We start from the raw sequence: 24660 nt of genomic DNA on the forward strand, positions 1-24660 counted from the left end.
ATTTTATTAAGTACAAGAACCAATAGTTGCATTAGTTGTTTTCTATTGAGCTATCCGAATAAAGCTCGAATCTATTTTACCTAAACAGCTTATCGATTATGCTTGGTTTTTAGAAAAATGTTAGTGAAATGGGACCTCTATTGTAATGGAAATTGCCATTTTATTAATAAATTTAGATATTGTAAAATGATTTAAAGGAAGTTTTTCAGATATGAATAAAGATTTACTCTTTGCCTTAATTCAAAATCCTTACTTAATTTCTGGTATTTATAATTATTGCGACGGTTGGTGCGAAAGGTGCAGTTTTACCAGCAATTGTCTTAATTATAAAATGATGGAAGAGGGTGTTCCTGATTTAGATTCTTCAACTTCCGATGCGTCTTCTGCAATGGATAATCTGGACGAAATGTTTCAGTTAAGCATGGAGTTGCTTAAACAATCGGCAAAGGATTTAGGAATGGAGATACCCGATCAGACGGTGAATTTTGATACTGAAGCAGAGGAGAAGAAGGATAATTTAATTTTTAAAGGGCAAATAATGCAACAGGCCGATAAGTATTCAGATTTAGTAGATAATTGGTTTACTGAATACGAGGCATTACTTTTTGTTGGTAGCATTAGCTTAAAAGAGTTGCTTGATTATAGGGATGAAGAAGAAATGAGTGAATTGGAAAAGGAAATATTTAATGCTTATGAGATTATTCGTTGGTATCAATTCATTATTCCCAGTAAACTTTTTCGTTCTTTAAGAAGTAAGGTAAATACCGAAGAAACTGGGAATGCATTTTACAAACACGATAGTATTGCATCAGGAAAAGTGGCATTGTTGTCGATTGACGAATCTATTGATGCTTGGACTTTTTTTATGCATAAGTTCCCCGAAACTGAGGATAGAATGCTACCTTTATTATTGATATTATCTGGTTTACGAACAATTGTGGAAAAAGTATTTCCTGAATCAAGAGATTTTATAAGACCAGGTTTTGATATTTAATAAATGGGTTATAAAAGAAGTGTTGGAGCTTAGTAAAATGAAATTTTGAAAGGAGATTTTGTTTCAAATAAGAGAATATATTGCACAAAAAAAGTCGGTAACCAGCCGACTTTTTTGCTATTCACTTTAAACCTTAATCTACTATATGAAAAAACTATTTTTTGTTTTCTTGTACATTACAAATGTAGGAAGCAATCTAGTTAATTGGTCTAAACAAGTGTTAAAGAAGATTAAATCTTTAAATTATCCTTATTTTTCCATTAAAATCAAATAAAAACTCTTGTATAATTTGTTGAGATTATTGGTTTTTAAACAAGCATTTAAAGTTTGTTTGTTAATTTTGTTAAAACTATAAAAATATTAAAATTGAACATCACCATAGTTACAGAATACTCATTATGGTGGGTATTTCCCTTTGTTTTAGCTTCTTTTTTGCTTATTGTTTTGGTTTATTTTTTCAAAAAACCATACCATAAGGATTTTTCCTTGCCTAAAATTTACTTTTTGGCTTTTTTACGTGGACTTTCCCTCTTATTACTGCTACTATTACTTTTAGAGCCGAAGTTAAAATATGCTTTCCGAAAAATTGAAAAACCAGTACTAATTTTTGCTCAGGATAATTCAAAGTCTATTAAACTAAGTAATGACTCTTTATTTTATTTGAATGAATATCCTATAAAAATAGAGGAACTTCTTGAGAGCATGAATCCCGAATTTGAGCTTAAGAAAATTAGTTTTGGAAGTAAAGTAACGGAATTATCGAATTATGACTATTCTGAAACCAACACTAATTTTTCTGAATTACTTGATTTTTTGAAGAATAATTATGGATATTCAAATAATATTCAGGTTCTTCTTGCTAGCGATGGATTGTATAATAAAGGAGGTAATCCGCGATATGATGTACAAGAATTGAATTTTCCAATTCACACCTTACAATTAGGTGATACGGCTCGTATCAAGGATGTTTCTGTTTTGTCTGTAAAAACAAATGAATTAGCTTTTGTAAATAGTAAATTACCCGTTAGAATTGGTATTAAAGCAACTAATTTTGAATCGGAGGTGGTGCAATTAAAAATTTTTAATGGTTCTACCGTACTGATTGCTGATGAAATAAAAATTTCGAATGATTCTTTTTTTATTGAAAAAGATTTATTTATCACTCCAGAAAAGTCAGGATTGCAGAATTTTAGGGTGGAGGTAGTCTCAAGTAAAAGCGAACGTTCTAAGCGTAATAATTTCTCCGAATTTGTAGTTGATGTATTAGATAATCAACAAAAAATAGCCATATGCTTTGATAAATATCATCCGGATATAGCCACTATTCAATCAGCTATTAATCAAAATTTGAATTTTACGGTCGAATTAATTAATCTTACAAAAAAACAAGTTGATCTTGAGAATTACAACTTGGTTGTATTGTACCAAATTCCTTCGAATCTTCATAATTACTCTGGTTTTTTACAACGAATTAAAGAAAGAGAAATGCCTGTTTTATTGGTGTTGGGTGGCAATTCGGATCTTGAAGCTATAAATAAGTTGAATTTAGGCGTTAATTTACTGCGAAATGAAGGCTTGTATGCAGAAACTTCATTTGTTGGGAATGAAAGTTTTAGTCTCTTCGATTTAACGAAAACCAAGCGCGAAATTTTGGAGAAAATGCCACCTTTACTATCTCCATTGGTTACTTATGAATTCTCATCGGAGCATCATGTGGCAGGATATCAAAGGATTAAGTCCATTCAAACAAAAGAGGCACAAATTGCATTTTCTTGCGCAGAAAATCAGAAAGTAGCTTGGTTTTTTGGAGAGGGAATATGGCGTTGGAAGTTGCATTTGTCACGAATAAATGAGTCTTCTCAAGTACTTGATGACCTGGTTAATAAAATGGTTCAGTATTTAGCATTAAAGGTGAATCGGGATCAAATAGTGGTGAAGCATCCAAAGAACATTTCGGAAGGAGATGAAATAGTATTTGATGCCGAGATCTATAATAAAAGTTACGAATTGGTAAATCATGTAAATTTGGATTTTACCTTGTTTAATCAAGCAGGTAAATCCTTTAATTATAGTTTCGAAAAACGATCGAATAAGTACCAACTACAAATTAGTGCTTTAAACAAAGGCAGTTACTCATTTGTTGCAAAATCCCAAGAAGGTGAAACTATTTTAGAACAAAAAGGGCGGTTTATTGTTAGCTCTAATAGTAATGAAGCAAAAAATTTGCAAGCCGATCATAAAATACTATCACAAATTTCAAGTTTAACAGCAGGAGAGGTGTTTCAACTTGAAAATATTTCCGAAATAAGGAGTAAGGTGATTGGTAATGAGCATTCTAAATCTATTTTATCAGAGGAAATAGAGTATGGTAATTTCGTAGAGATGTTATTTGTATTGATTATAATTATCGTATTAATGATTTTGGAATGGTTTTTGCGAAAATATTGGCTAGGGATTTAAATTATACGAACTAAAATTAATCTGTCGTAATAGATATGAAAAGGATATTTACAGTAGTCGCCTCATTATTTATATTGTCATCATGCCAAACATTTTCATTGTATAGTTTTCAAGGACTTTCGGCCCCAGAAGTTGTTATTCCTGCCGATGTAAAAACAATTTGTTTTGTTGATAGAAATACTAGTTTTAAGCTAGATACGGTGAGTCAATACTATCTGTTAAATAATACTGTGCTGAAGGATACTACAGATTATACTGCAAGCACAGCAAGTAATTGCTATTTAGGATTTATAGAAAATTTGTCGGAGTATTTACTAATGGATTCTATTCCATTTATTCGGTTGGATAAAAAGGAAATGCCAGGAAAAAGAAGATATGATCCAATGAAGTGGGAGCAGGTTGATAGTATTTGTGCGAGTAATGGATCTGACATCTTAATTTGTTTGGAGGATATACAGTTATACAATAAGTACACAATTATTGAAGATGTGTTACATTATGGAATAACAGACGTTAATTATTTTGCTGTTTGGCGAATTTACGATCCTTTAAATAAAACTCACTTAAATGAAAAAATGCAAATAGATAGCTTGTTTACCGAGGTATCAGCTTCTTCCTATAATCAATTATTAATAGATAAATTACCAAAAAGAGGAGAAATTTTTAAGGATGTTTCCTATCAAATAGGAAATCAATATGCCGACTTACTTGCGCCCAAATGGATTGATATTTCCCGAAAATATTTTGCTTCTGGTGATGATCGTTTGGCAATTTCGAAGTATTATATCAATCAGGAAGATTGGGAGACTCCTATTTCATTATGGACAGAAATTTCGAATGAAGATGATAATAAATTGGCAGGCAGGGCTTGTTTTAATTTGGCAGTGGCTTATGAGTTGAAAGGTGATTTTGATCAGGCTAATCATTGGATTCGAAAATCTATTTTTCATTATAAAAAATTAAAGTCCTTACCATCAGAATTTAAACTAGTAGAAAAATATACCTTACAACTACTCGAAAGAACTAAAAATAACAAGATGTTGAATTTGTTTTTTGGAGAGTAATTTTAATAAACAAAAAAAAAGCCCTGAAGAGTTTTATTCTATCAGGGTTTTTTAATTTTGTGGAAATAAATATTCAATTTAATTCTGAATGACATCAACACTATTACTTTATATTATACTCGGCATTTTAACTGCCGATTTTATTTTAGAACAATTTCTTGATTTCTTAAATCGGAAGAAATGGTCGCCAATTCTTCCTAAAGTATTAGATGGAATTTACGATCAGGAAAAATATCAGCAATCTCAAAATTATCAAAAGGATAAACTTATTCCTTCTTTAATATCATCAGGAATAGGTTTTATTGCTACGGTTTTAATGATAAGTGCTGGAGGTTTTGCTTGGGTCGACGATTTAGTGCGAAATTATTTTGAGCATCCAATAGCAATTGCATTGGCCTTTTTTGGGGTAGTAATGTTTTTTTCAAGTCTACTTGGATTGCCTTTTTCTTACTATTCTACGTTTGTAATAGAGGAAAAATATGGATTTAATAGAACAAGTCTTAAAACTTTTATTCTAGATAAGTTAAAAGGAGCGTTGCTAAGTTGTTTTATTGGAGGAGGATTATTGGCTTTATTGATATGGATTTATTTGCAGACTACAACAAACTTTTGGTGGATGGCTTGGTTGGTAATCGCTTTTTTTATGATTTTTATGGCCATGTTTTATTCTTCCTTGTTGGTTCCTTTATTTAATAAGCAAACTCCTTTGGAAGAAGGAGAATTAAAAGAGGAGATTAGTAGGTTTGCTACAAAAGTCAATTTTAAATTGGATAATGTATATGTAATGGATGGTTCCAAACGATCATCGAAAGGGAATGCATATTTTAGTGGTTTAGGATCTAAAAAGAGAATTGTTTTATTTGATACCCTGATAGCTGATTTGACAAAGGAAGAAATTGTTGCTGTTTTGGCACATGAAATTGGTCATTACAAAAAGAAACATACGCTTAGTGGTATATTTTTATCATTACTACAAACAGGATTGATGTTCTATATCTTTTCCTTAATTATTGCAAATCCATTACTTTCCGATGCTTTGGGAGCGAAACAACATGGTTTTCATTTAGGATTAATTGCTTTTGGAATTTTATATTCTCCCATATCTACCTTTTTAAGTTTGGGAATGAATGTATTATCACGTAAGAATGAGTATCAGGCCGATAATTACGCTGCGGAAAATTATGATGCGAAAGTCTTAGGGGATGCATTAAAGAAACTATCCGTTAGTTCTCTTAGTAATTTAACTCCGCATCCCATTTATGTATTTTTTTACTATTCACATCCAAGTTTATTACAACGATTAAAAGCCTTACAACTAATAAAATAAACAAATGCAAGCAGAGATAATTACAATCGGTGATGAAATTTTAATTGGTCAAATTGTAGATACAAATTCAGCATGGATGGCCAAAGAATTAAATGGAATAGGCATTAATGTTTCAAAAATTACTAGTATTTCCGATCAAAAGGCTGATATCGTTGATTCGTTAACGCAGGCAATGGAAAGAGTTTCTTTAGTATTGCTTACAGGAGGATTAGGACCAACAAATGATGATATCACTAAAAAGACCTTAAGTGATCTTTTTGGAATGAATTTGGTGCAGGACGATGTTTTATTTACGCAAATTGAGCAAAGACTTGCACAGAGAGGAATTCCTATGAATCGTTTCAACCGAGAACAAGCTTTGGTGCCCGATGGAGCAAAGATAATTACAAACAATCATGGTACAGCTCCTTGTATGTGGTTCGAAAAAAATGGCAAAGTGGTTATTTCTATGCCTGGAGTTCCGTTTGAAATGAAAGGAATTATGCAGGATTATATTTTCGGTTTGCTGGCAAAGCATTTCTCAACTCCTGTTATTTTACACAAAACCATTATGACTCAAGGCATTGGAGAATCTGTTTTGGCTGAAATGTTGGAAACTTGGGAAGCTAATTTGCCTTCTTGTGTAAAATTAGCTTATTTACCTTCTCCGGGTATTGTGCGACTTCGAATGAGTCTTACAGGAACAAATCGGGACGAATTAGAGCGAATTGTTGCAGATCAACTTTTACAATTAGGAAAGATAATTCCTGAGAATATTTTTGGTTACGACGATCAGTCTATGGAAATGGCCTTGGCAAAACTTTTATCCGCTAAAGGAAAAACTTTGGGAACAGCAGAAAGTTGTACCGGCGGAAATATAGCACAATTAATTACTTCTCATGCAGGTAGTTCTGCTTATTTTAAAGGGGCGGTTGTAGCGTACTCGAACGAGGTGAAGAAGAATGTTTTAGGGGTGAATGCCGAGGATTTGGGAAAATATGGTGCAGTTAGTCAGCAAGTTGTGGAACAGATGGCTGCAGGTGCCAGAAAAGTGCTAAATACTGATTATACCATTGCTACATCTGGAGTAGCCGGACCAGATGGTGGAACGGACGAAAAGCCAGTTGGAACTGTTTGGATTGCTGTTGCTGGTGAAAATGAATTGATTTCTCATAAATTTGATTTGTATAAAAATAGGGAGCGGAATATTCGTGTGGCTTCCTTAAGTGGATTAAATATGTTGCGTAAATTGCTTGAAAAATAAATAGTATTTTAAAATATATGTCGTAAGGCTTTTTTATTCCGCTCTTTTTTGTGATAAATTTCACATTATCTTCAGCTAGTATTGCTTTTAGTTTCCTAATTATCTAAATTTCAGTTACTATAAATAAAATCAAAGTTAAGATAGAAATATAAATAAGCCTACACACATGTAGATATTTGGATGTTTGGATATTCTTACTTAGATTTGAACTGAAATTAAAAGAACAAAGAAACATGCGAAACCTTAAAATTTATTTCGTTTTACTATTGATAATGGGCATTTCCATTAGTGGAAAATCGCAAGCTGTAGAAATGAAGTTAAGTTTGAAAGAAGCCTTGGTAAAAGCTTCTGAAAACAATTGGGAGATTAATAAGGCGAAAGCCGAGGGTAGAGTTGCTAAAGCTGAATTTCGTCAAACTAATTCTGTTTTTCTGCCTATAGTAAATCTTTCTCATTCGGGAGTGCTTACGAACGATCCGCTAACTAGTTTTGGATTCAAATTAAAACAGGAGATTACGACTGAAGCCGACTTTAATCCGTTAGTTTTAAATGACCCGGGGCAAACTCGAAATTTTAATACAAAAATTGAGGTTCAACAACCATTAATTAATATCGATGGAATTTATGGTAGAAGAGCTGCAAATGCAAAATTGCAAGCAGTCGATTATAAAACGGAGAGAACGATCAATTTTACAAAGTACGAGGTGAAGAAGGCATATTACCAGCTCGAATTAGCTCAAGAAGCAGTGTTGGTTCTTCAGTCATCGAAAAAAACAGCAGCTTCTGCTTTGCAGGTAACTCAAAATAATTTGGCACAAGGTTTTGTGAAGGAAGCGGATCTACTATCTGCTAAAGTAAGAGTGTTGGAGTTAGATAATCAATTGTCTGATGCAATTAATAATCAGAAAAGTGCAGGAGAATTTTTAGCTTATCTTTTAGGTTTGGATATAAATGTTGTGATTGAGACAACGGATGCATTAGAGAAAAAACCATCATTACTAAATGGTTTAGAGCAATCATCGCAAATTGAAAATCGTTCTGATTTAAATGCCTACCGAAAAGGAGTTGAAGCAAGAGAAAATATGCTGAAATCAGAAAAAATGCAGTTTTTGCCTCGTTTAAATGCATTTGGAGCCTATGAATGGAATGATGATAAACTATTTGGAACTACTGCCAATAATTATATGGTGGGAGCAAGTTTATCGTGGAATTTATTTAGTGGATATAAGAATATTGCTAAGGTTCAAAGGGCGAAGGCCGAACTAAAAATATCGGAGTTAAACTTCGCTGAATATATTTCAAAAAACAGCATGGAAATTCAATCTGCTAAGAGAAACCTAAAAGTAGCATACGATAAAATTGAATTGAGCAAATTAGCGAAAGAACAAGCTGAAGAAGCCCTTCGAATTCGAACCAATAGATACCAACAAGGATTAGAGAAAACAACTGATATTTTGTATTCAGAAACCGTTTCGATGGCTCGAAATCTTGATTATATTAATAGTTTGTACAATTATCATGTAGCAGTTTTTCAATTGGAATTATTGCTCGAAAAAGAATTACAATAAACAATCTTACTTAAGAATCTACAGATATGAAATCAAGCAAATTTTTAATTATAGCACTAATCGCTTTAGGCGGATTCGCCTTACAATCTTGCGGAAGTGAAAGCAAGCAGAAAGAGGTAGAGGAAGCAACTGTAAATGTAAAGGTTGGAGTTGCTCAATTAACAAATCAAGCTGAATTAATGAGTTTTTCAGGAAAATTGGAAGCCGAAACTCATTCTAATCTTAGTACCCGAATAATGGGACAAATTGCGAAGATTAAAGTTGAAACTGGTCAGAAAGTAATTAAAGATCAGGTTCTGGTTGAAATTCATGCCAAAGATATTCAGGCAAAAAAAGCACAGCTTAAGGCGAATAAATTGGAGGCGGAAGCGGCTTATACAAATGCAAAAAAAGATTACGATCGCTTTACGGTATTGTTCGAGCAAAAGAGTGCTTCGCAAAAAGAAATGGATGATGTGAGTACCCAATACAATATGGCAAAAGCCAGATTGGAAGCGGTTAACGAAATGGGCGTTGAAGTAGAGGAAATGCTTCGATATACAAGTATTAAAGCTCCTTACAATGGGGTAATTACCAGAAAATATATGAATGAAGGGGATTTGGCATCTCCGGGAATGCCTTTGGTGGCAATTGAAAAGCAAGGCGAATTTATGGTGATGGCTAGAATTCCAGAATCTGAAATTGCTAAAATCAAACAAAACGATCCAGTATTTGTTAAAATTAGTGCATTAGGAGATGTAAAAATAGATGGTTTTGTATCGGAGGTGAACCCATCTTCTCAATATACAGGCAATCAGTTTGAAGCAAAAATAGTTTTGAAACCTACTAACGAACAAAAAGGGAATTTGTATAGTGGTATGTATGCAAATGTTTTGCTTGAAAAAGGTGGGATGCCATCGGTAATGATTCCTAAAAGCGTGTTGATACACAAAGGTCAACTAACTGGTATTTATGCAGTAAGTCAGAGCCAGACAGCGATGTTACGTTGGATTAGAACAGGTAAAACGATTGGTGATCAGGTGGAAATACTATCGGGTTTAAGCGATGGTGAGAAATACATCGTTTCCTTTACAGGGAAAATTTGGGATGGAGCAAAACTTACTATTCAATAAATTAGAACTGGTAGTTATAAACCTAATTCAAACGCATGAAATGTCCCAATGTAAGTTTTTACACAACGAAAATCACGTGTAACTTGGGCTTTTTGGTTTATCAATAAATTATAATTATATGAAACGTCCATGTATAAAGCTTTCTACACACAGGGAGATGATTATTCCAGCATGGTAAGTTCCATATGGCAACAAAAACAAATTATAATCATATGAAAACAGGATTTGCAGGCCAAATGGCCAAATTATTCATAAATTCTAAGTTAACTCCGCTCTTGATGGTTGCCTTTATGGTAATTGGTATGTATAGCGCCTACTTAACTCCCCGCGAAGAAGAACCACAAATTGATGTTCCTATAGCAGATATTTTTTTAAGGTATCCTGGTGCAAGCCCAGCCGAAATTGAATCGAGAGTAATGCAGCCACTCGAGAAAGTGGTGGCAAATATTCCAGGTGTTGAATATGTATATTCTACATCCATGCCCGGACAGGCAATGTTAATTGTGCAATTTTATGTAGGTGAAGACATTGAAAGATCTTTGGTGAAGATGTACAATGAAATTATGAAGCATATGGATGAAATGCCAAAAGGTACTTCTATGCCTCTTATTAAAACACGTGCTATTGATGATGTTCCGGTATTGGGACTTACTTTTTGGAGTGATAGTTATGATGACTTTCAATTAAAGAGATTGGCTCAGGAAGTAAATAATGAAATAGAAAAAGTAAATGAGGTTTCGGAAACCAAAATAATTGGTGGTCGCTCCCGTCAAGTGAGAGTTGTATTGAATCGTTCACAAATGGCTGGTTTCAATATTGATGCTTTGAGTATTGCTCAACAAATTGAAATTTCTAATCAACAAATAGGTTCGGGTACATTTAATAATCATGATAAAGAATACTTAGTTGAAACAGGGCGGTTTCTTGAAAATTCGGAAGATGTGGCAAACCTTGTGGTAGGGGTTTATAATGGTAGTCCTATTTATTTGAAACAGGTTGCCGAAGTTATCGACGGACCCGAAATTCCTTCGCAATATGTAAGCTTTGGTTATGGGAAAATAAATGAAGCAAAAGAACAAGCCAAAGGAGATTATCCTGCGGTTACTATTTCGGTGGCGAAACGTAGGGGTGCTGATGCGATGAAAGTTGCAGAGCAAATTATAACAAAAGTAGAAGTTTTAAAACAGGAATTAATTCCTGCCGACGTTCATGTTGAAGTAAGTCGCAACTATGGGGAAACGGCTTCGGATAAAGTTTCGGAGCTTTTAATGCACCTTTTCGGAGCAATTATAGCGGTTACCTTTGTTGTGATGCTTGCCATGGGTTGGCGTGGTGGTTTAGTGGTATTTTTATCGGTACCAATTACCTTTGCTTTAACCATGTTCAGCTACTATTTTCTGGATTATACTTTAAATAGAATTACTTTATTTGCACTGGTGTTTGTTACGGGAATAGTGGTGGATGACTCCATTATTATTGCAGAGAATATGCATCGGCATTTTAAAATGAAACAGTTGCCATTTATGCAAGCGGCTTTGCGCTCAATTGATGAAGTGGGGAACCCAACTATTTTAGCAACATTTACAGTTATTGCGGCAGTTTTGCCAATGGTTTTCGTGTCCGGATTAATGGGTCCATACATGAGCCCGATGCCGATTGGAGCATCCATTGCAATGATTTTTTCCTTACTAGTAGCTCTTACCATTACTCCCTATTTGGCGTATCGCTTGTTACGATTTAAAGAAAAGGATGATCCTACCGAGAAAGCTTTTAGCTTAAAAGACTCGATAGTATATAAATTTTATTCTGCAACGATTACACCAATGTTGGAATCGAAATGGAAGAGATGGGGATTTATCGGCATTGTTACTTTTCTTTTATTGGCTTCGACCACTTTGGTTTATTTTAAGCAGGTTGCCGTTAAAATGCTCCCATTCGATAATAAGAATGAATTTCAGGTAGTTATTGATATGCCAGAGGGAACAACACTTGAACGAACTGCTGTTGTTACTAAAGAATTGGCAGCATATATTTCTCAACAGGAGAATGTTGTTGATTATCAGTCTTATGTAGGTACAGCAGCACCAATGAATTTTAATGGTTTGGTTCGTCATTACGATTTACGTCGTGGTTCAAACGTGTCTGATATTCAGGTGAATTTAACTCATAAAGACGAGCGTGATGTGCAAAGTCATGACATTGCGAAACTTATGAGGCCAGGCTTACAGGAGATTGGAAAAAAATACCATGCAAATGTTAAAGTGGTAGAAGTGCCACCAGGACCACCGGTGATGTCGACTTTGGTAGCCGAAATTTATGGTCCTAATTTAGAAGAACAACAAAATATTGCAGCTCAGGTAAAAACTCTTTTTGCAAAAACAGAAGATGTTGTTGATGTGGATTGGTTTGTTGAAGATGATCAAACTGAATTTCAGTTTAATGTGAACAAAGAAAAAGCCATGTTGGCCGGAGTATCCACCCAGCAGGTGGTTCATACTTTAAATATGGCATTACGCGGACATGAAGTTACCCAGTTGTACCAAGAGTCGGAACACAATCAGGTAGGAATTGATTTACGATTGCAAGAGCAGGATAGAAGTAGCGTTGCAGACTTAAAGAGAATCAATATTTTAACTCAATCGGGACAACTAGTTGCGCTGGGAGATATTGTGGATATAAACGAGAGAATTAAGGACAAAAGTATCTATCGTAAAAATCAGAAACGAGTAGTTTATGTGACTGCTGATGTAGCTGGAAAATTAGAAAGTCCGGTTTATGGAATCATGAATATATCCGAAAACTTAAGTGAGATTAAACTTCCTGAAGGCTACGATTTAGCCGAAGAGTATACGCAACAACCATTTTTAGAGGATAATTACAGCTTAAAATGGGATGGCGAATGGCAAATTACTTATGAAGTTTTCCGCGATTTAGGAACCGCATTTGCCGTTGTGTTATTGGTTATCTATTTACTGATAATTGGATGGTTTCAGAATTTTAAAGTTCCTTTTGTAATGATGATTTCTATTCCATTATCGCTGGTGGGAATATTGGTTGGACACTGGTTGATGGGAGCATTTTTTACCGCTACATCAATGATTGGTTTAATTGCCCTTGCGGGGATAATGGTGCGGAATGCGATTTTATTGATCGACTTTATTAATCTTCGTTTGGAGGATGGAGTTCCATTAAAAGAGGCGGTTATTGAAGCAGGAGCGGTACGAACAACCCCAATTCTACTTACTGCGGGAACCGTTGTAATTGGAGCGGTTGTAATTCTATTCGATCCTATTTTTCAAGGTTTAGCCATATCTTTAATGGGAGGTTCTATTGCATCTACATTTCTTACTTTGGTAATTGTACCACTAATTTACTATATGACAGAGAAAAAGAAATATCCTGTAATTGAGCAAGAAACAAAGGTGATTAACGAAGAGAAATAAATTTTAAACTAATCTAAAGCATATGAAACGTCCATGGCAAAGCAATTTTGACACATAGGGAAATGGTTATCCCAACATGGTAAGTTCCATATGGCAAAAACTTAAAATTATAATCATATGAAACGTCCATGGCAAAGCAATTTTGACACACAGGGAAATGATTATCCCAACATGGTAAGTTCCATAAGGCAAAAACTTAAAATTATAATCATATGAAAGTTGTAATCATATTTTGTGCGAGTTCTTTTTACAATGATTTGAAGAAAATTTATCGAAGCTCAGGAGTTGATGCTTATAGTGAATTTGATGTAAAAGGCTATACTCAAAAACATATTAAAGATGGTCAGGTACCAAACTGGTTTGCCTCCAATAAGGACTATTATGATTCTATTGCTTCTTTTTCCTTTTTAAATGATGAAAGAGGTTCTGAACTGCTGAATCAAATTACTCTATTCAACAATGATATAGATTGTTGCAATCCAATGCATGCTTATATGCTGGATGTTGAAAAATTTATTTAAAAATTAAATGATTGAAAAATGAGAGACAGAATATTTAGAGCAATTGTTGGAGTAATGGTACTGGTGAGTATTTTACTGGCGTACTATGTGCATATTAACTGGTTGCTGCTTACTGCTTTTGTGGGATTAAATTTATTACAATCATCCATTACCAAATGGTGTTTGTTAGATGATATTTTAAAGAAAGTTTTTAAAGTGGAAAATTAATTCATTTTAATTCTAATTTGGGTATAAAGCTCTGAATGCAAATTCAGGGCTTTATTTTTTTGCTGTTAATTGATTTCTTATACAAATAATCTTTAGTTAAGCAGTTATTTTTACATTTTAAATCCGATGTTACTAACAAAAATTTTATTCTTTATAAAGATACTTTTTGACTTGGAAGGGATACTTTTTACTAGTAAAAAGCCATAAAGCATAGTTATATTTCTTCAAAAAACTCGATTATTCTCTATATTTGCCGAATAATAAAGAACTATGATACAAACTACAGCACAAGCATTCGAAATAATCGATACCCAAGTGAAGGGAATTCCCTATGAAGCAATTGATTTTCTGAGAAATCAGGAAAATAGTGAGGAGTTGACAAAGAAATTGGTTTTTGCTCTTAAGAACGCTTACAATGGGGAAGCATACTATTCTGACGAGTTTAGAATAATGTTACCAACACCACTTTGGTATGCTATTGTTGCCGAGAAGCATCTTAGCGAGGATTTATTCGAACCTTTATTGGATATGTTCTCTGTTGAAGAAGATTGGGATTTATTAAATGAGCAGGCAGTTTATTTGGTTGGCTCATTAGCCAAAAAATTTCCAGTGCAATTTACAGATAAAGTGCTCGATTTTATTGAAGAAAATATAAAAGCAGATAATAAGAAACCATACCTTTATTGTTTTGAGGCGTTGTATTATTCAACTAATGAGCAGTTTAACAGGATTCATTCGGTACTAGACAAAAAGAATTTTCATTGGGTCGATCATTACATTCGTGTGTTGGGTGATTTACAGCGTACTGATACGCTTCAAAAGTTTAAAGACATTCTTCCTAAGTTTAAGGGAACGCATACCGCTATTGAGTTGCAATACTATATTGATGTGATGGAAGGAAAGGCTACTGATTTTCAGAAGGGAGTAGCATTTTGTGAAATGCGCGATCCGGAATGGAAAAACCATTATCAGCACATGGAACACATCTTTTCTTCAGCCGATTCGCCAATAGAGCAGGGGGGAAAAATCAATAGGAATGATCCTTGTCCTTGTGGTTCGGGTAAAAAATACAAGCAATGTTGTTTAAAGAACGAAGCTTAACTATCCTTTGTTTTAGAACCAGAAACGGTTTTATTGTACCAAATTTGGACAATAAAACCGTTTTTTTTAAACCCCTAGCGCCAACTAAAAGTTTATGTTTGAGGCTAAAAAAGCCAATATTGCGATTAGTAGTACTCCATAAAAAAACAAAGCTACTATTTGTTGTTGTTGTCGTTTATTCATGGTTTTTCTTAATTTGTTTAATGAATTTTTGTCGGGTAGTTACCAATAAAGTAAAACTGGCACCAACAGGGCAAAAATAATGACAGAAAAAATCAGACATGAATAAGGAGCCAATTAGAGCTGCTGGCAGAATATACCATTGGATACCAATACCATCTAATGAGAAAAACATTGCGAAAGGTTCGTAAGATGCTATGGTTGGGTTTTTTGATATAAAAATGATCATTAATGAAAACCACAAAAGGTATTTAGGGCTTTGAATTAAATATTTACTGAAACTAGGTGCAATTTTAAAGTTGATACCTGATATTTTATTGAGTAGAATTTGTGTTGCATGAAAAGGGCATAATGCATTGCAATAAATATTTTTTCCCAATACGAGAATTGCAATTAAATTACCAAACATTAAAATCCACCATATTAAATGATGCCTGATATCGGGAATAAAACCTAATAGAACTCGAGAAATACTCGATAAGGATAGGGAAGCATTAATAATAAATCCGATGATTATGAACGAACTAAAAAGAGTAAAATACCTTAACTTTTTATTTTTTAAATAAACTGCCAAAGTGGCTATAATTAATAGTGCTACTACAATTAGTTCGTAAGTTCCGATACGCCATTCGCTGCCAATATCGGGTAATTTCATCGTGAAATCGTGTTTTGCAATCTGCCAAGCAGCTTCTCTACTTGCTATGGCAATTGCATTGGAACTAATTGTAGCTCCCGAAACGGCAACAATATCAGCATCAATTAAAAATTTATCATTTAACTTTTTAGCTACATATTGCTCAAAATATTCTTTTCTTTTTAACTTTTCGAGATAAGCATGTGTTTCCGTATTATGAATTAATTCGGTGTTAATGGTATTTCCTAAAGTATCCGATAAAATAAGGACTTTTAATGGTCCACCGTAACCTTGTGATTGCCCAGTGGAAACATAACCTACTAAATTGTTTTTGTGGTAGGCTGTAATACTACCATGCTCTTTGCATATTTTGGTAATTAGGTTTTCTTGAAATAATTGCGTTTTTGAAATTTGATCGATTTCTTTGGAATCGGACTGACCGATGTAAAAAGAGATCAATAGGCTCACGATAGCGAACCCATTGATCATTGATTTTTTTAAATTAGTAAAGGCCATTATTTACTTTTTTTAATCGCAAAACGTCTTCCTAGCAGTAGCATAAGGAGGGATGGTATTCCGAATACCACCATGCCCATACTTGCAGCTCTAGGAACTCCTTCGAGTACTGCACTAACCGACCAAGCAATGCAAAAGATGCATAAAAAGCTACCTGTTCCTAATAAAGCCCAGCTTAAAGCGTTAAATTTTAACTGTTTATTGTATTTTATTAATCCTAAAATAAATAATGTGGTAATTATTCCCAATAGGAAGAATAATGTTTCTGTTCCTGTAAAAACCATAATATGAATGTTTTATAGATTAATGACCATTGTAACTTCTACCTTTTGGATTGTAGAAAACATCAATTTTTTCAAGATTTCCAACATCTCCATATCCAAAAAGTTCATCCATTTCTCTCATGAAATCATGAACCGGACCTGGCATTGCGGCGGTAATTTTATCTACTAATCTGTGGTGCCAGAAATCTGGTTTATTATATGGACATGAAGCCATGCACGAGCCACAATCGGTACCAAATTCGCCCCAAGTATGGAAACATTTTTTAGCATCCATATAGTATTTTTTAATTCCTTGGGCGTTATACCATGCATTGTCCTTGTTTTCATGTGTAGGATAAAAGCTAGGTTCTTTGTCGAAAGAAATTGCTTTCCCCGGACAAGCATCAGCACATCTCATACAGTTCTTGCAAAATTCCATTGCGCCAAATTCAATGGGTTTGTCGTATTCTGTGAAATCAAAATCGGTATAAACTTTAGCCAATCGTACACGAGGTCCGTACTTGTAGGTAATTAAATTACCCATTCGTGAACCTTCTCCCAAGCCAGCGGCAATGGCATACGGAATACTTAATCCGGTATCGTTACTACACGGAATTGCATGGTATCCCAATTGTTTTAGGAAGATGGATAATTGATAAGCTGTTTTGGTCATTGACGAATATTCGGCACCAGCACCAGCACCTTGTATATCGGTTGGTGCGGTGGCAATGGCTTCATAATCCATTTCAAATGCCATTACAATTACCGATTTTGGTTCGAAAGGAAATCTTTCCCAACCATAAACTGCATCTTCGTGTCTACCTTCCATTATGGCCTGCGCATCAACAAAATCGGTATAATCCCAACGCTTATCTCGATGAGTAATTCCAACCAAATCAGCACCATAAAGTCTGGCAGCTCTTTTAATCGCATCGGCAGCTTCTTGTTTATTGCCAAATTGATATTGACTTTCATTAATCCAATCGTGATGCGGGATAAATTCGCCTTCTTTTTTTCGATACTGATCCCATTTAAGAATTCCGGAACCTGAAATTGCTTGAGAACCTAGTGGCGACACAGTATTGTGAAGCGCCCAACCTCCTGCATTCATAGCTTTTGATAGCTGATCAAATCCTTTTTTCTCCTCAAAATGCATAAATGTTTTGTAGGAGAATTCTTTTCCGGAGTTAATCACATCTTCATCTTCGGAATGAAAGTTCCAAAAACTACCGGTAAACATGATGTCTTTGTTGCTGTGGGGTTTATAATCCTCATTAATTTCATAAGGAAATTTATCATGCGTTTTAATGAAATCTCCGGCTGTTTTTTCATTAATTTTATTGATTATCTCTTCCTTAGCTTTCGCTGGGAATGCTACTGCTCCAATAGCAGCACCCGCGGCACCTAGTTTGAGGAAATTTCTCCTATTTATGGCATTCGAACCTTCAGAATTCTTTTTGTTCATCTTCGTTTCTTTAAGTGTTGATAATTATCTACTTAAAATATTTTTGTGAGTGTTAAACAGCTCATAAAACCTTCAGAACGATCTCGTACTCCAAATTCTTTTTGTCCTCGTAACGAAATCAGAAATTTTGCTTTTGGAAGAATAAGGTTTACTTCGGGACCGATAGCAAACTGACGATCGTGGTCATTTGCATCGTAATAAACATCATCTCCTTTATCGTCGCTTACCTGCCAACCAGCATAACCAGCTAGTCCAAGTTCCCATACGGCATTCTCTTTAGGGAAAGTTTTGGAAAGGCCCCATTCAAAATGAAAATCGTCGCCTGGAGTTACTTTATAATCTTTTTTCTCGCTATGTGTTTCGTACCTGGCTAAAGCCGAGATAGCCCACAACTTATTTTTGTTCAGATAATAGGTTCCCCCAAAAGTTAACATTCCAGTCCACATTGATTTTCCTGCCGATGCAGCTTCTGTAACATCATATTTACCAATTGGCACAATAGCAGCTAAGGCCAAGGCTGCGTCGTATCTAGCGCCGTGCCATGCCAGCACAAAAGGTTCTACGGTAATGTCGGAAAGGGCAAATTGAGAATCAGAGATTCCAAAAGCTCCAATACTAATATCTGTAGAAATTAAAGGAATAATTACGTTCACACCATAATCAGCGCCCAAAAACTTTTTATTTGTGATGTAAACGAATCGGTGCACATTAGCAAAAACAGTTACATCGAAGTCAATATCCATCTCATCACCATTCCCATCCATTAATTTGTCTGAAGAATAGTAAGCATTATACATTTTGTAATAAAATCCTGGAGGAGGAACAGATGCTGGTTTAATCCCTTCAACACCATTGGTGTAATGTCCTGTTTCTTGTTGTGCTTGAATTGAACTAGTAAATAGTAGAATCAGGCATAGAAAGAGTAGTTTTTTCATAATCGATTTATTAAGAGGTTTGATTTTCAGTTTAGCTTTAAAAAAAAGTTTAAATAACATTCGATTGGAATTACTTAAACCTATTGTTATAGCCAAAACAAACCTAATCCGCAAAGGTTTTAAAATCGACAAGCCTAAGATATTAAGACGTCTTATTATATTGGGAACACCTATAACTGCAACCAAATCAATGTAATAGTGAATGGCGGTAAAATACAGTTATTTTGCGTTTGCGAAAAGGTTTGGAGTGAAAATAAGGCGAAAAGCACACCTAAGAAGAAGAATAGTTTGGGTTTTTATTGATTAGTAATGGTGTTTCTCTGTAAAAAGGAGGAATTAAGTTCTATCTACTAAAATTATACCGTTTAGGATTTTGAATTTGGAGCTGCTTATTCAAAATTTATTTTTCTTCGGAAAGAGCGTTTTTATACTCTGAAGGAGTTTGTTTGGTAAATTTTTTGAAGGATGCATTAAAAGTAGCTTTTGATTTAAAACCAACTTCAAATGCTAAAGCTAGAATTGAGTAGTTTTTAAATTTCTTATCCTTTAAAAGGATTTTGAACTCTTCAACTCGATAATTATTTACAAAATCATTAAAACTTTGACCAAGTAAACCATTCAATGTTTCGGTGAGGTGATGCGAGGGGATGTTTAGCTTTTTACTGATAACAGGTAGCGAAATATCTGGATCTAAATATAATTTTTCTTCCTGAAATAACTTATTGATACGAAGAGCAATTAATTTAGCATCTTCCTCTTTAAGTCCCGATTTTGAGTATTGCTTGAAATTTATAATGGTGTTTTTTTTCTTGCTTTGATGAATTGCATTGGGTCTGGTAATTACATGGTAGGCTATTACATAGCTTAGTACCAGAAAAAAAATAATGTTTGTAACTTCCAGAAGGTTCCAATATTCGCTGGTAAAGCAAAATACAATGGCTTTTGTAATTAAAAGAGCGGAATGTAAAAGCATCATTGTTACAAAGAGCTTGATCATTACCGTTTTATCCTTGTTGTATTTAAAAATACCGATAATTTGAAACCGTTCAAAATGATAGCGTTTTCCTAATTTGTAAATAATAAAAAGTGGGTAAAGAACATGTAAAAGTGCTAGTGCCAGTAAAATGCCTATAAAAGTAAATTTTTGAAGTATTTCATAAGCTGTAATATTTAGTACGTGCACAACAATAACTAGAAATACGGGCAGTAAAATGTGAGTAAGAACCGTTTTTAATTTTGGTAATTTTCCGGTCATTATCGATTCGCAGTAAAAATAAATGGCAGGTGGAGAAACGAAAGCAAAACAAAGGAAATAGGGTATATATCGCTTAAGATCAATAATGCTATACGTGAAATAGTAGTATGCAAAGTAAATTAACATGGTAAAAAGAATCACATTCAGAAGCAGGTTGGCAGGAGTTCTAAATTTCTTTTGTAAAAGGATTGCCATTAATCCAACTGTTTGTAAGCCACAAAGAAGAATTAGTTCTGGAATTCCCATGTTATTTAAGAGTAGGGTTGAAGTAATGTTAGTTATTTACATAAGCTATAAGCAATCTTTATTCCCGAATAAGCTTTCAAGATTGTCTACAATATTACTTTAGTTTAAAGTTAGTTTTTTTTGAATCTTCTCCAATAAATGGAATTTTTTAAAGCACTAATTTGGGAATGCTTCTATTTGTTAATGCCTATTAGTTAGTTGTTTATCTTTAACTTTGAGTGGTTTTTGATTTTGAATTAAGGTTTATTTAAAATGGGTCGAAATTAATATTAGCTAAATTCGATAGAGATGGAGGCTCGTCTTTTTTAAACAACTTCTTTCTTGTTGTGAAGCAAAGTGTGTTAGATGCTAAAATGCCAGGAATTAAATGGCCTTGCGGATAAATTGACAGGATAAGTTGTGTTGGGGAATTTTGTGGGATTACATTTTAAGGATGGATTTGTTAAATTAGCGAAAATTTTAGAGGTTATATGAGCGAAATTTTAGAGTTGAAAAAGGAATTGTATCGTATTGCAAACGAGATAATAGGCGAGAAGGTAGAACGTAATAAATTGAGTTTGCAGGAATTAAAGGAATCAGCAGGAAGCGAAAGCAAGAGTAGTGCGGGTGATAAGCATGAAACAGGCCGTGCTATGGTTCATTTAGAACAAGAAAAAATGGCGCAGCAGTTAGCGACTAACCAAAGCCTGCAAAGTGTATTGGTTAAAATTGATCCGGAAATTTCGAATTCGGTAATTTCTCTTGGATCTCTTGTAATTACAGATAAACTTCGTTTTTTTGTGTCGGTGGCTTTGGGAAAAATGGAATTGAACAATAGGGAATACTACTTGGTTTCCTTAACATCTCCACTTGCAAAACAATTTATTGGGAAACAAATAGGAGATCGTGTAACTTTTAATGAGCAAGAATATCTCATTGAAGCAATCGTATAAGTATTTTCTTTCTTGATTTTTTTTGCGTCTAAAATTAAAGAAGAAAACCTGCCCAAGACAAGGACAGGTTGTTATAAATAGTAGTTCTGTAAACTATCTGTTTTTTATTTATTTAAAATGCGTAAGATAATCCAATTTGAAAAACAGAGTTTCTAGCATCAGAATCAATTGAATCTTGATCTAAAATCTTACTCAATCCCCAATTATATCTAGCGGATAAAGTAAACTTTTCATCGAACCCATATTCCAGACCTAAAACAAGAGCAATAAAAAGTACAATTTTTAAAATTGCTAAAGAATAGGAAGAATAAACATAGGGTTAAATATAGTCGTCAATAGCTTATTAATTGCTTTTATTTACTGGCAAAGAAAAATACATTTCACTGCCAACAGCAACTTTACTCTTCGCCCAAATTTGTCCATTATTTTCCTGAACAAAGTCTTGACAAAGAATTAAGCCCAATCCTGTTCCTTTTTCTTCCTGAGTTCCTTCCCGTTGCACGTTTTCTTCGATTTTAAAAAGCCCATTCATAATTTGTTCACTCATGCCAATTCCAGTATCACGAATACAAATTTCAAGCATGTCCTTATTTAATTGGCTGGTTAAATAAATAACACCCCCCTTATTACTGTATTTTATAGCATTATTAAATAAATTCAGAATTACTATTTTAATGGTTTCTTTATCTGCCCAAACGCACAGGTTTTCGTCGATGCTGTTGATTACATGAATTTGCTTTAAATTGGCCGCTGCTAAATTTGGCGCGATGCTTTCATCAATTAGTTGCCTAATTCGATAAGCTTCTTTTTTTAGTTGAATAAATCCTCTTTGCGATCTCGACCATGTTAATAAATTTTCTAGCAGGGAATAGGCCGATTGAGAGGCATCTCCAACCTCATGAATCATTTCCAATCGTTCCTTGTCATTATATTCATTATAATGTTGAACCAATTCATCGTTAAAACCAAGAATTGCACTAAACGGACTCTTTAAATCGTGAGCAATAATAGAAAAAAACTTATCCTTTGTGGCATTTAGCTTTTTAAGGTTTTCCTCGCTATGTTTTAAGTTTAGTATACTTTCTTCAAGTAATTGTTTTTGCTCTTTAATTTGTTGGTGTTGTGCTTTTAAAAGTGTGTTCGTTTTCCCGATTTTAAAAAGAAAATACATAATAAGACTAATTACAACAAGCAATAGAATAATTGTTCCCACTGCCATTACAAACCTATTTCTTATTTTGATGGTTTCATTTTCGGTTTGTTGCTCTTTTAAAGCCAATTTTAGTTTTTGCTCATTTAATTCTTCTTTTGCCTTTTGCGCCTCAAATTCCTTGAGGAAGTTGCTTGCCTTTTTCGATTTTAAAGAATCAATGGCAACATTCGCTTTTTGTAAAGATTGGTATGCTTTGGGATATTGTCCCAATTGTGCATAAGCTTCGGCGCGCATTTTATAAATTCGGGGATATTCCTCCGAAACACCAATTCCTTGAGATATGTGCATTCCTTTGTCGAAATATTGAATACTTTTTTGGAATTGCTTTTCTTTTAAGTACAACTCGCCATACTGACGATAAACTCTTGCTAATATGTGTTGATAATTATCTTTACGACATAGTTGATCTGCTTTTGCAAGATGTTGTCTCGAAAGTTCGAACTCGTTAATTCCGGTATAATAGCCAGCTAATGAAAGATATAGGTAAGCTACCGTGTAGGAGTTTTTTATTTGAGGGAGTATTTCTGTAACTTTTTGATAATCAACGGCTGCGTCTTTGTATTTTTCACGATCCACTTTTAAAACACCTAGGTTCGAATAGGTAATAGCTACACTTTCGGGGCTGTCATAATTTTTTCCTATTTCAAGGGATTTTTTAAAATAATGAATAGAAGATTCGTAGTTGTCTAACTTTTTATAGATACTTGCAATGTTATTGTAGAGACTAGAAATGCTAATCGTATCTTTTAGTTTTTCTGCAAGATCTAATGCTTTTTTACTATAATCGAGACTTGCCAATTGATTGCCAGTATAGGAAACTGCGTAGGATATACCTCGATAGGTATCCAATATATTCAAAGAATCTTTTTCAATAACAAATTTCTCTAGTGCGAGATCGTAGTTTTCGAGCGCAATTTTCATTTCTCCAATTTGTGCTGATGCTCTGCCTATGTAGGAGTAGGAGGTGGCCAAACCGTGGTTGTAGTTATTTTTTTCAGCAAGTACTTTTGCTTTTTTACTATACACCAACGAACTGTCGATACTCACTATTCCATAAGTAATAGCAATTTCATTGTTAAGATCGACTAGTTTATTTGGGTTGGTTTCGGTGCGAACCTGTTTTTTTAGGGAATCTATTTTTAGTTTTTCTTGATCGATATCTTGTGAGAATGCAAAACTAGAGAAGATATGAATGCAGAAAAAGGTGAAAATGACGGATATAACTCTTGTCATGGGAACGGTTTTGGTAGGTTGCGAAAATAACTAAAAAATACGAGTCTGCGGATTATTTTCAGCAATAAATGTCTCTTGTAGAAGCTTTAAATTGGGCAGTTTGCCATTTATACGGATTCGAAAAACATAATTTTTAATTTCTACCCGAGCAAGTTAATTTAGCTCGATTTTAACCTATTTATCTTTTATTGGTATCCAAATTTCTTCTTCTGAATTAGCATCGTTATTCATGTATTTTCCTCCCAATAGTTCAAAGTGAGGTCTGTTATCTAGTTGGTAGTTAGAGCTTGGCAGCCAAGAGGTGAAAATAAATTCAAATATGCTTTTGTCATTACTAGAGCCTTTGTATAAGAAAACAGCATATTTACCTTCCTTTAAAACAAAAGCTTCCATTTCTTTTGGGATGTTAATAAAATCCTTTACTTCCACCAAGGCCCATTTTTCAAATTGCCGATTAGGATCAAATTTTTCAAAATAGGAAGCATCGTATTGCTGTAATGAAAATAAATCGGAGGACACGTCAGACTGTCTAAAAAGCTTGATAAGTTGTTGATAAGTAAACACACCTATATTTGAAAGATTTTCAGCACTTTGTTATCTTAGAGTATGAGGTTTATACAAGGACAAGACAGAACGCAAACTCATCTTTTTCCCATCTCATTAGACCAATCAATTGCTAAAGACAATGAAGTTCGATTAATCGATTTATTTGTTGATAGTATTGATTTGAATGACTTTGGTTTTAAAG

General features: G+C 34.0%; 19 protein-coding genes. 12 read left to right on the forward strand and 7 right to left on the reverse strand.

Translation table 11 applies throughout. The features are described 5' to 3' along the window. Positions 1 to 211: 211 nt before the first annotated feature. The 11 genes from BZG02_RS15560 to BZG02_RS15610 all read left to right on the forward strand — a co-directional run bounded on the left by BZG02_RS15560 (position 212) and on the right by BZG02_RS15610 (position 15040). Positions 212 to 994, forward strand: a complete 783-nt coding sequence (locus BZG02_RS15560; RefSeq protein ID WP_101262366.1) for a hypothetical protein — start codon at positions 212 to 214, stop codon at positions 992 to 994. A 504-nt stretch (positions 995 to 1498) separates the two neighbouring features. Continuing rightward, positions 1499 to 3454: a hypothetical protein gene (locus BZG02_RS15565; RefSeq protein ID WP_143470492.1), complete on the forward strand. Its 1956-nt coding sequence runs from the start codon at positions 1499 to 1501 to the stop codon at positions 3452 to 3454. A 35-nt stretch (positions 3455 to 3489) separates the two neighbouring features. Further along, on the forward strand, positions 3490 to 4518 hold the full coding sequence (locus BZG02_RS15570; protein WP_143470493.1) for a DUF6340 family protein: 1029 nt from the start codon (positions 3490 to 3492) through the stop codon (positions 4516 to 4518). An 88-nt stretch (positions 4519 to 4606) separates the two neighbouring features. Further along, entirely contained in the window at positions 4607 to 5845 is a 1239-nt protein-coding gene (locus BZG02_RS15575) for a M48 family metallopeptidase (RefSeq protein WP_101262369.1), read from the forward strand. A gap of 4 nt (positions 5846 to 5849) precedes the next feature. After that, on the forward strand, positions 5850 to 7088 hold the full coding sequence (locus BZG02_RS15580; protein ID WP_101262370.1) for a competence/damage-inducible protein A: 1239 nt from the start codon (positions 5850 to 5852) through the stop codon (positions 7086 to 7088). Between the two features lie 233 nt (positions 7089 to 7321). After that, a complete protein-coding gene (locus BZG02_RS15585) occupies positions 7322 to 8656 on the forward strand; it encodes a TolC family protein (RefSeq protein WP_101262371.1) in 1335 nt (444 codons plus the stop codon). Between the two features lie 26 nt (positions 8657 to 8682). Continuing rightward, positions 8683 to 9768: an efflux RND transporter periplasmic adaptor subunit gene (locus tag BZG02_RS15590; RefSeq protein WP_101262372.1), complete on the forward strand. Its 1086-nt coding sequence runs from the start codon at positions 8683 to 8685 to the stop codon at positions 9766 to 9768. A gap of 212 nt (positions 9769 to 9980) precedes the next feature. After that, positions 9981 to 13211 (forward strand): efflux RND transporter permease subunit, encoded by a 3231-nt coding sequence (locus tag BZG02_RS15595; protein ID WP_101262398.1) that lies wholly within the window; start codon positions 9981 to 9983, stop codon positions 13209 to 13211. Positions 13212 to 13423: 212 nt separating this feature from the next. Then, positions 13424 to 13732 (forward strand): hypothetical protein, encoded by a 309-nt coding sequence (locus BZG02_RS15600; protein WP_101262373.1) that lies wholly within the window; start codon positions 13424 to 13426, stop codon positions 13730 to 13732. A gap of 18 nt (positions 13733 to 13750) precedes the next feature. Continuing rightward, the gene (locus BZG02_RS15605) at positions 13751 to 13939 is read left to right on the forward strand and encodes a YgaP family membrane protein (protein ID WP_101262374.1); all 189 of its coding nucleotides are present in this window, start codon (positions 13751 to 13753) and stop codon (positions 13937 to 13939) included. A gap of 270 nt (positions 13940 to 14209) precedes the next feature. Continuing rightward, entirely contained in the window at positions 14210 to 15040 is an 831-nt protein-coding gene (locus BZG02_RS15610; protein ID WP_101262375.1) for a YecA family protein, read from the forward strand. A 175-nt stretch (positions 15041 to 15215) separates the two neighbouring features. On the opposite strand, the gene BZG02_RS15615 is transcribed toward BZG02_RS15610, so the two are convergent. From BZG02_RS15615 to BZG02_RS15635, 5 genes are all read right to left on the reverse strand, one after another. Beyond that, positions 15216 to 16370 carry an FMN-binding protein gene (locus BZG02_RS15615; protein WP_101262376.1) on the reverse strand — a complete coding sequence of 385 codons (1155 nt, stop codon included), beginning with the start codon at positions 16368 to 16370 and terminating at the stop codon, positions 15216 to 15218. After that, complete coding sequence (locus BZG02_RS15620; RefSeq protein WP_101262377.1) at positions 16370 to 16654, reverse strand: hypothetical protein; 285 nt, start codon at positions 16652 to 16654, stop codon at positions 16370 to 16372. Before BZG02_RS15620 ends, BZG02_RS15615 begins: the two co-directional genes overlap by 1 nt. A 19-nt stretch (positions 16655 to 16673) precedes the next feature. Beyond that, the gene (locus BZG02_RS15625) at positions 16674 to 18098 is read right to left on the reverse strand and encodes a reductive dehalogenase (RefSeq protein WP_101262378.1); all 1425 of its coding nucleotides are present in this window, start codon (positions 18096 to 18098) and stop codon (positions 16674 to 16676) included. A 32-nt stretch (positions 18099 to 18130) separates the two neighbouring features. Next, positions 18131 to 19033, reverse strand: a complete 903-nt coding sequence (locus BZG02_RS15630; protein WP_180335750.1) for a SphA family protein — start codon at positions 19031 to 19033, stop codon at positions 18131 to 18133. A 400-nt stretch (positions 19034 to 19433) separates the two neighbouring features. After that, positions 19434 to 20534 (reverse strand): helix-turn-helix domain-containing protein, encoded by a 1101-nt coding sequence (locus BZG02_RS15635; RefSeq protein ID WP_101262381.1) that lies wholly within the window; start codon positions 20532 to 20534, stop codon positions 19434 to 19436. A gap of 470 nt (positions 20535 to 21004) precedes the next feature. On the opposite strand from BZG02_RS15635, the gene BZG02_RS15640 reads away from it, so the two are divergent. Then, positions 21005 to 21466: a 3-oxoacyl-ACP synthase gene (locus BZG02_RS15640; RefSeq protein WP_101262383.1), complete on the forward strand. Its 462-nt coding sequence runs from the start codon at positions 21005 to 21007 to the stop codon at positions 21464 to 21466. Between the two features lie 343 nt (positions 21467 to 21809). Here BZG02_RS15640 and BZG02_RS15645 read toward each other — a convergent pair whose 3' ends face one another. Further along, positions 21810 to 23912 carry a tetratricopeptide repeat-containing sensor histidine kinase gene (locus BZG02_RS15645; protein ID WP_101262385.1) on the reverse strand — a complete coding sequence of 701 codons (2103 nt, stop codon included), beginning with the start codon at positions 23910 to 23912 and terminating at the stop codon, positions 21810 to 21812. 174 nt (positions 23913 to 24086) lie between these two features. Next, on the reverse strand, positions 24087 to 24476 hold the full coding sequence (locus tag BZG02_RS15650; RefSeq protein ID WP_425432629.1) for a GyrI-like domain-containing protein: 390 nt from the start codon (positions 24474 to 24476) through the stop codon (positions 24087 to 24089). Positions 24477 to 24660: the final 184 nt, after the last annotated feature.

This window comes from Labilibaculum filiforme, from assembly GCF_002843315.1.
In the GTDB taxonomy this organism is placed as follows: Bacteria; Bacteroidota; Bacteroidia; order Bacteroidales; family Marinifilaceae; genus Labilibaculum; species Labilibaculum filiforme.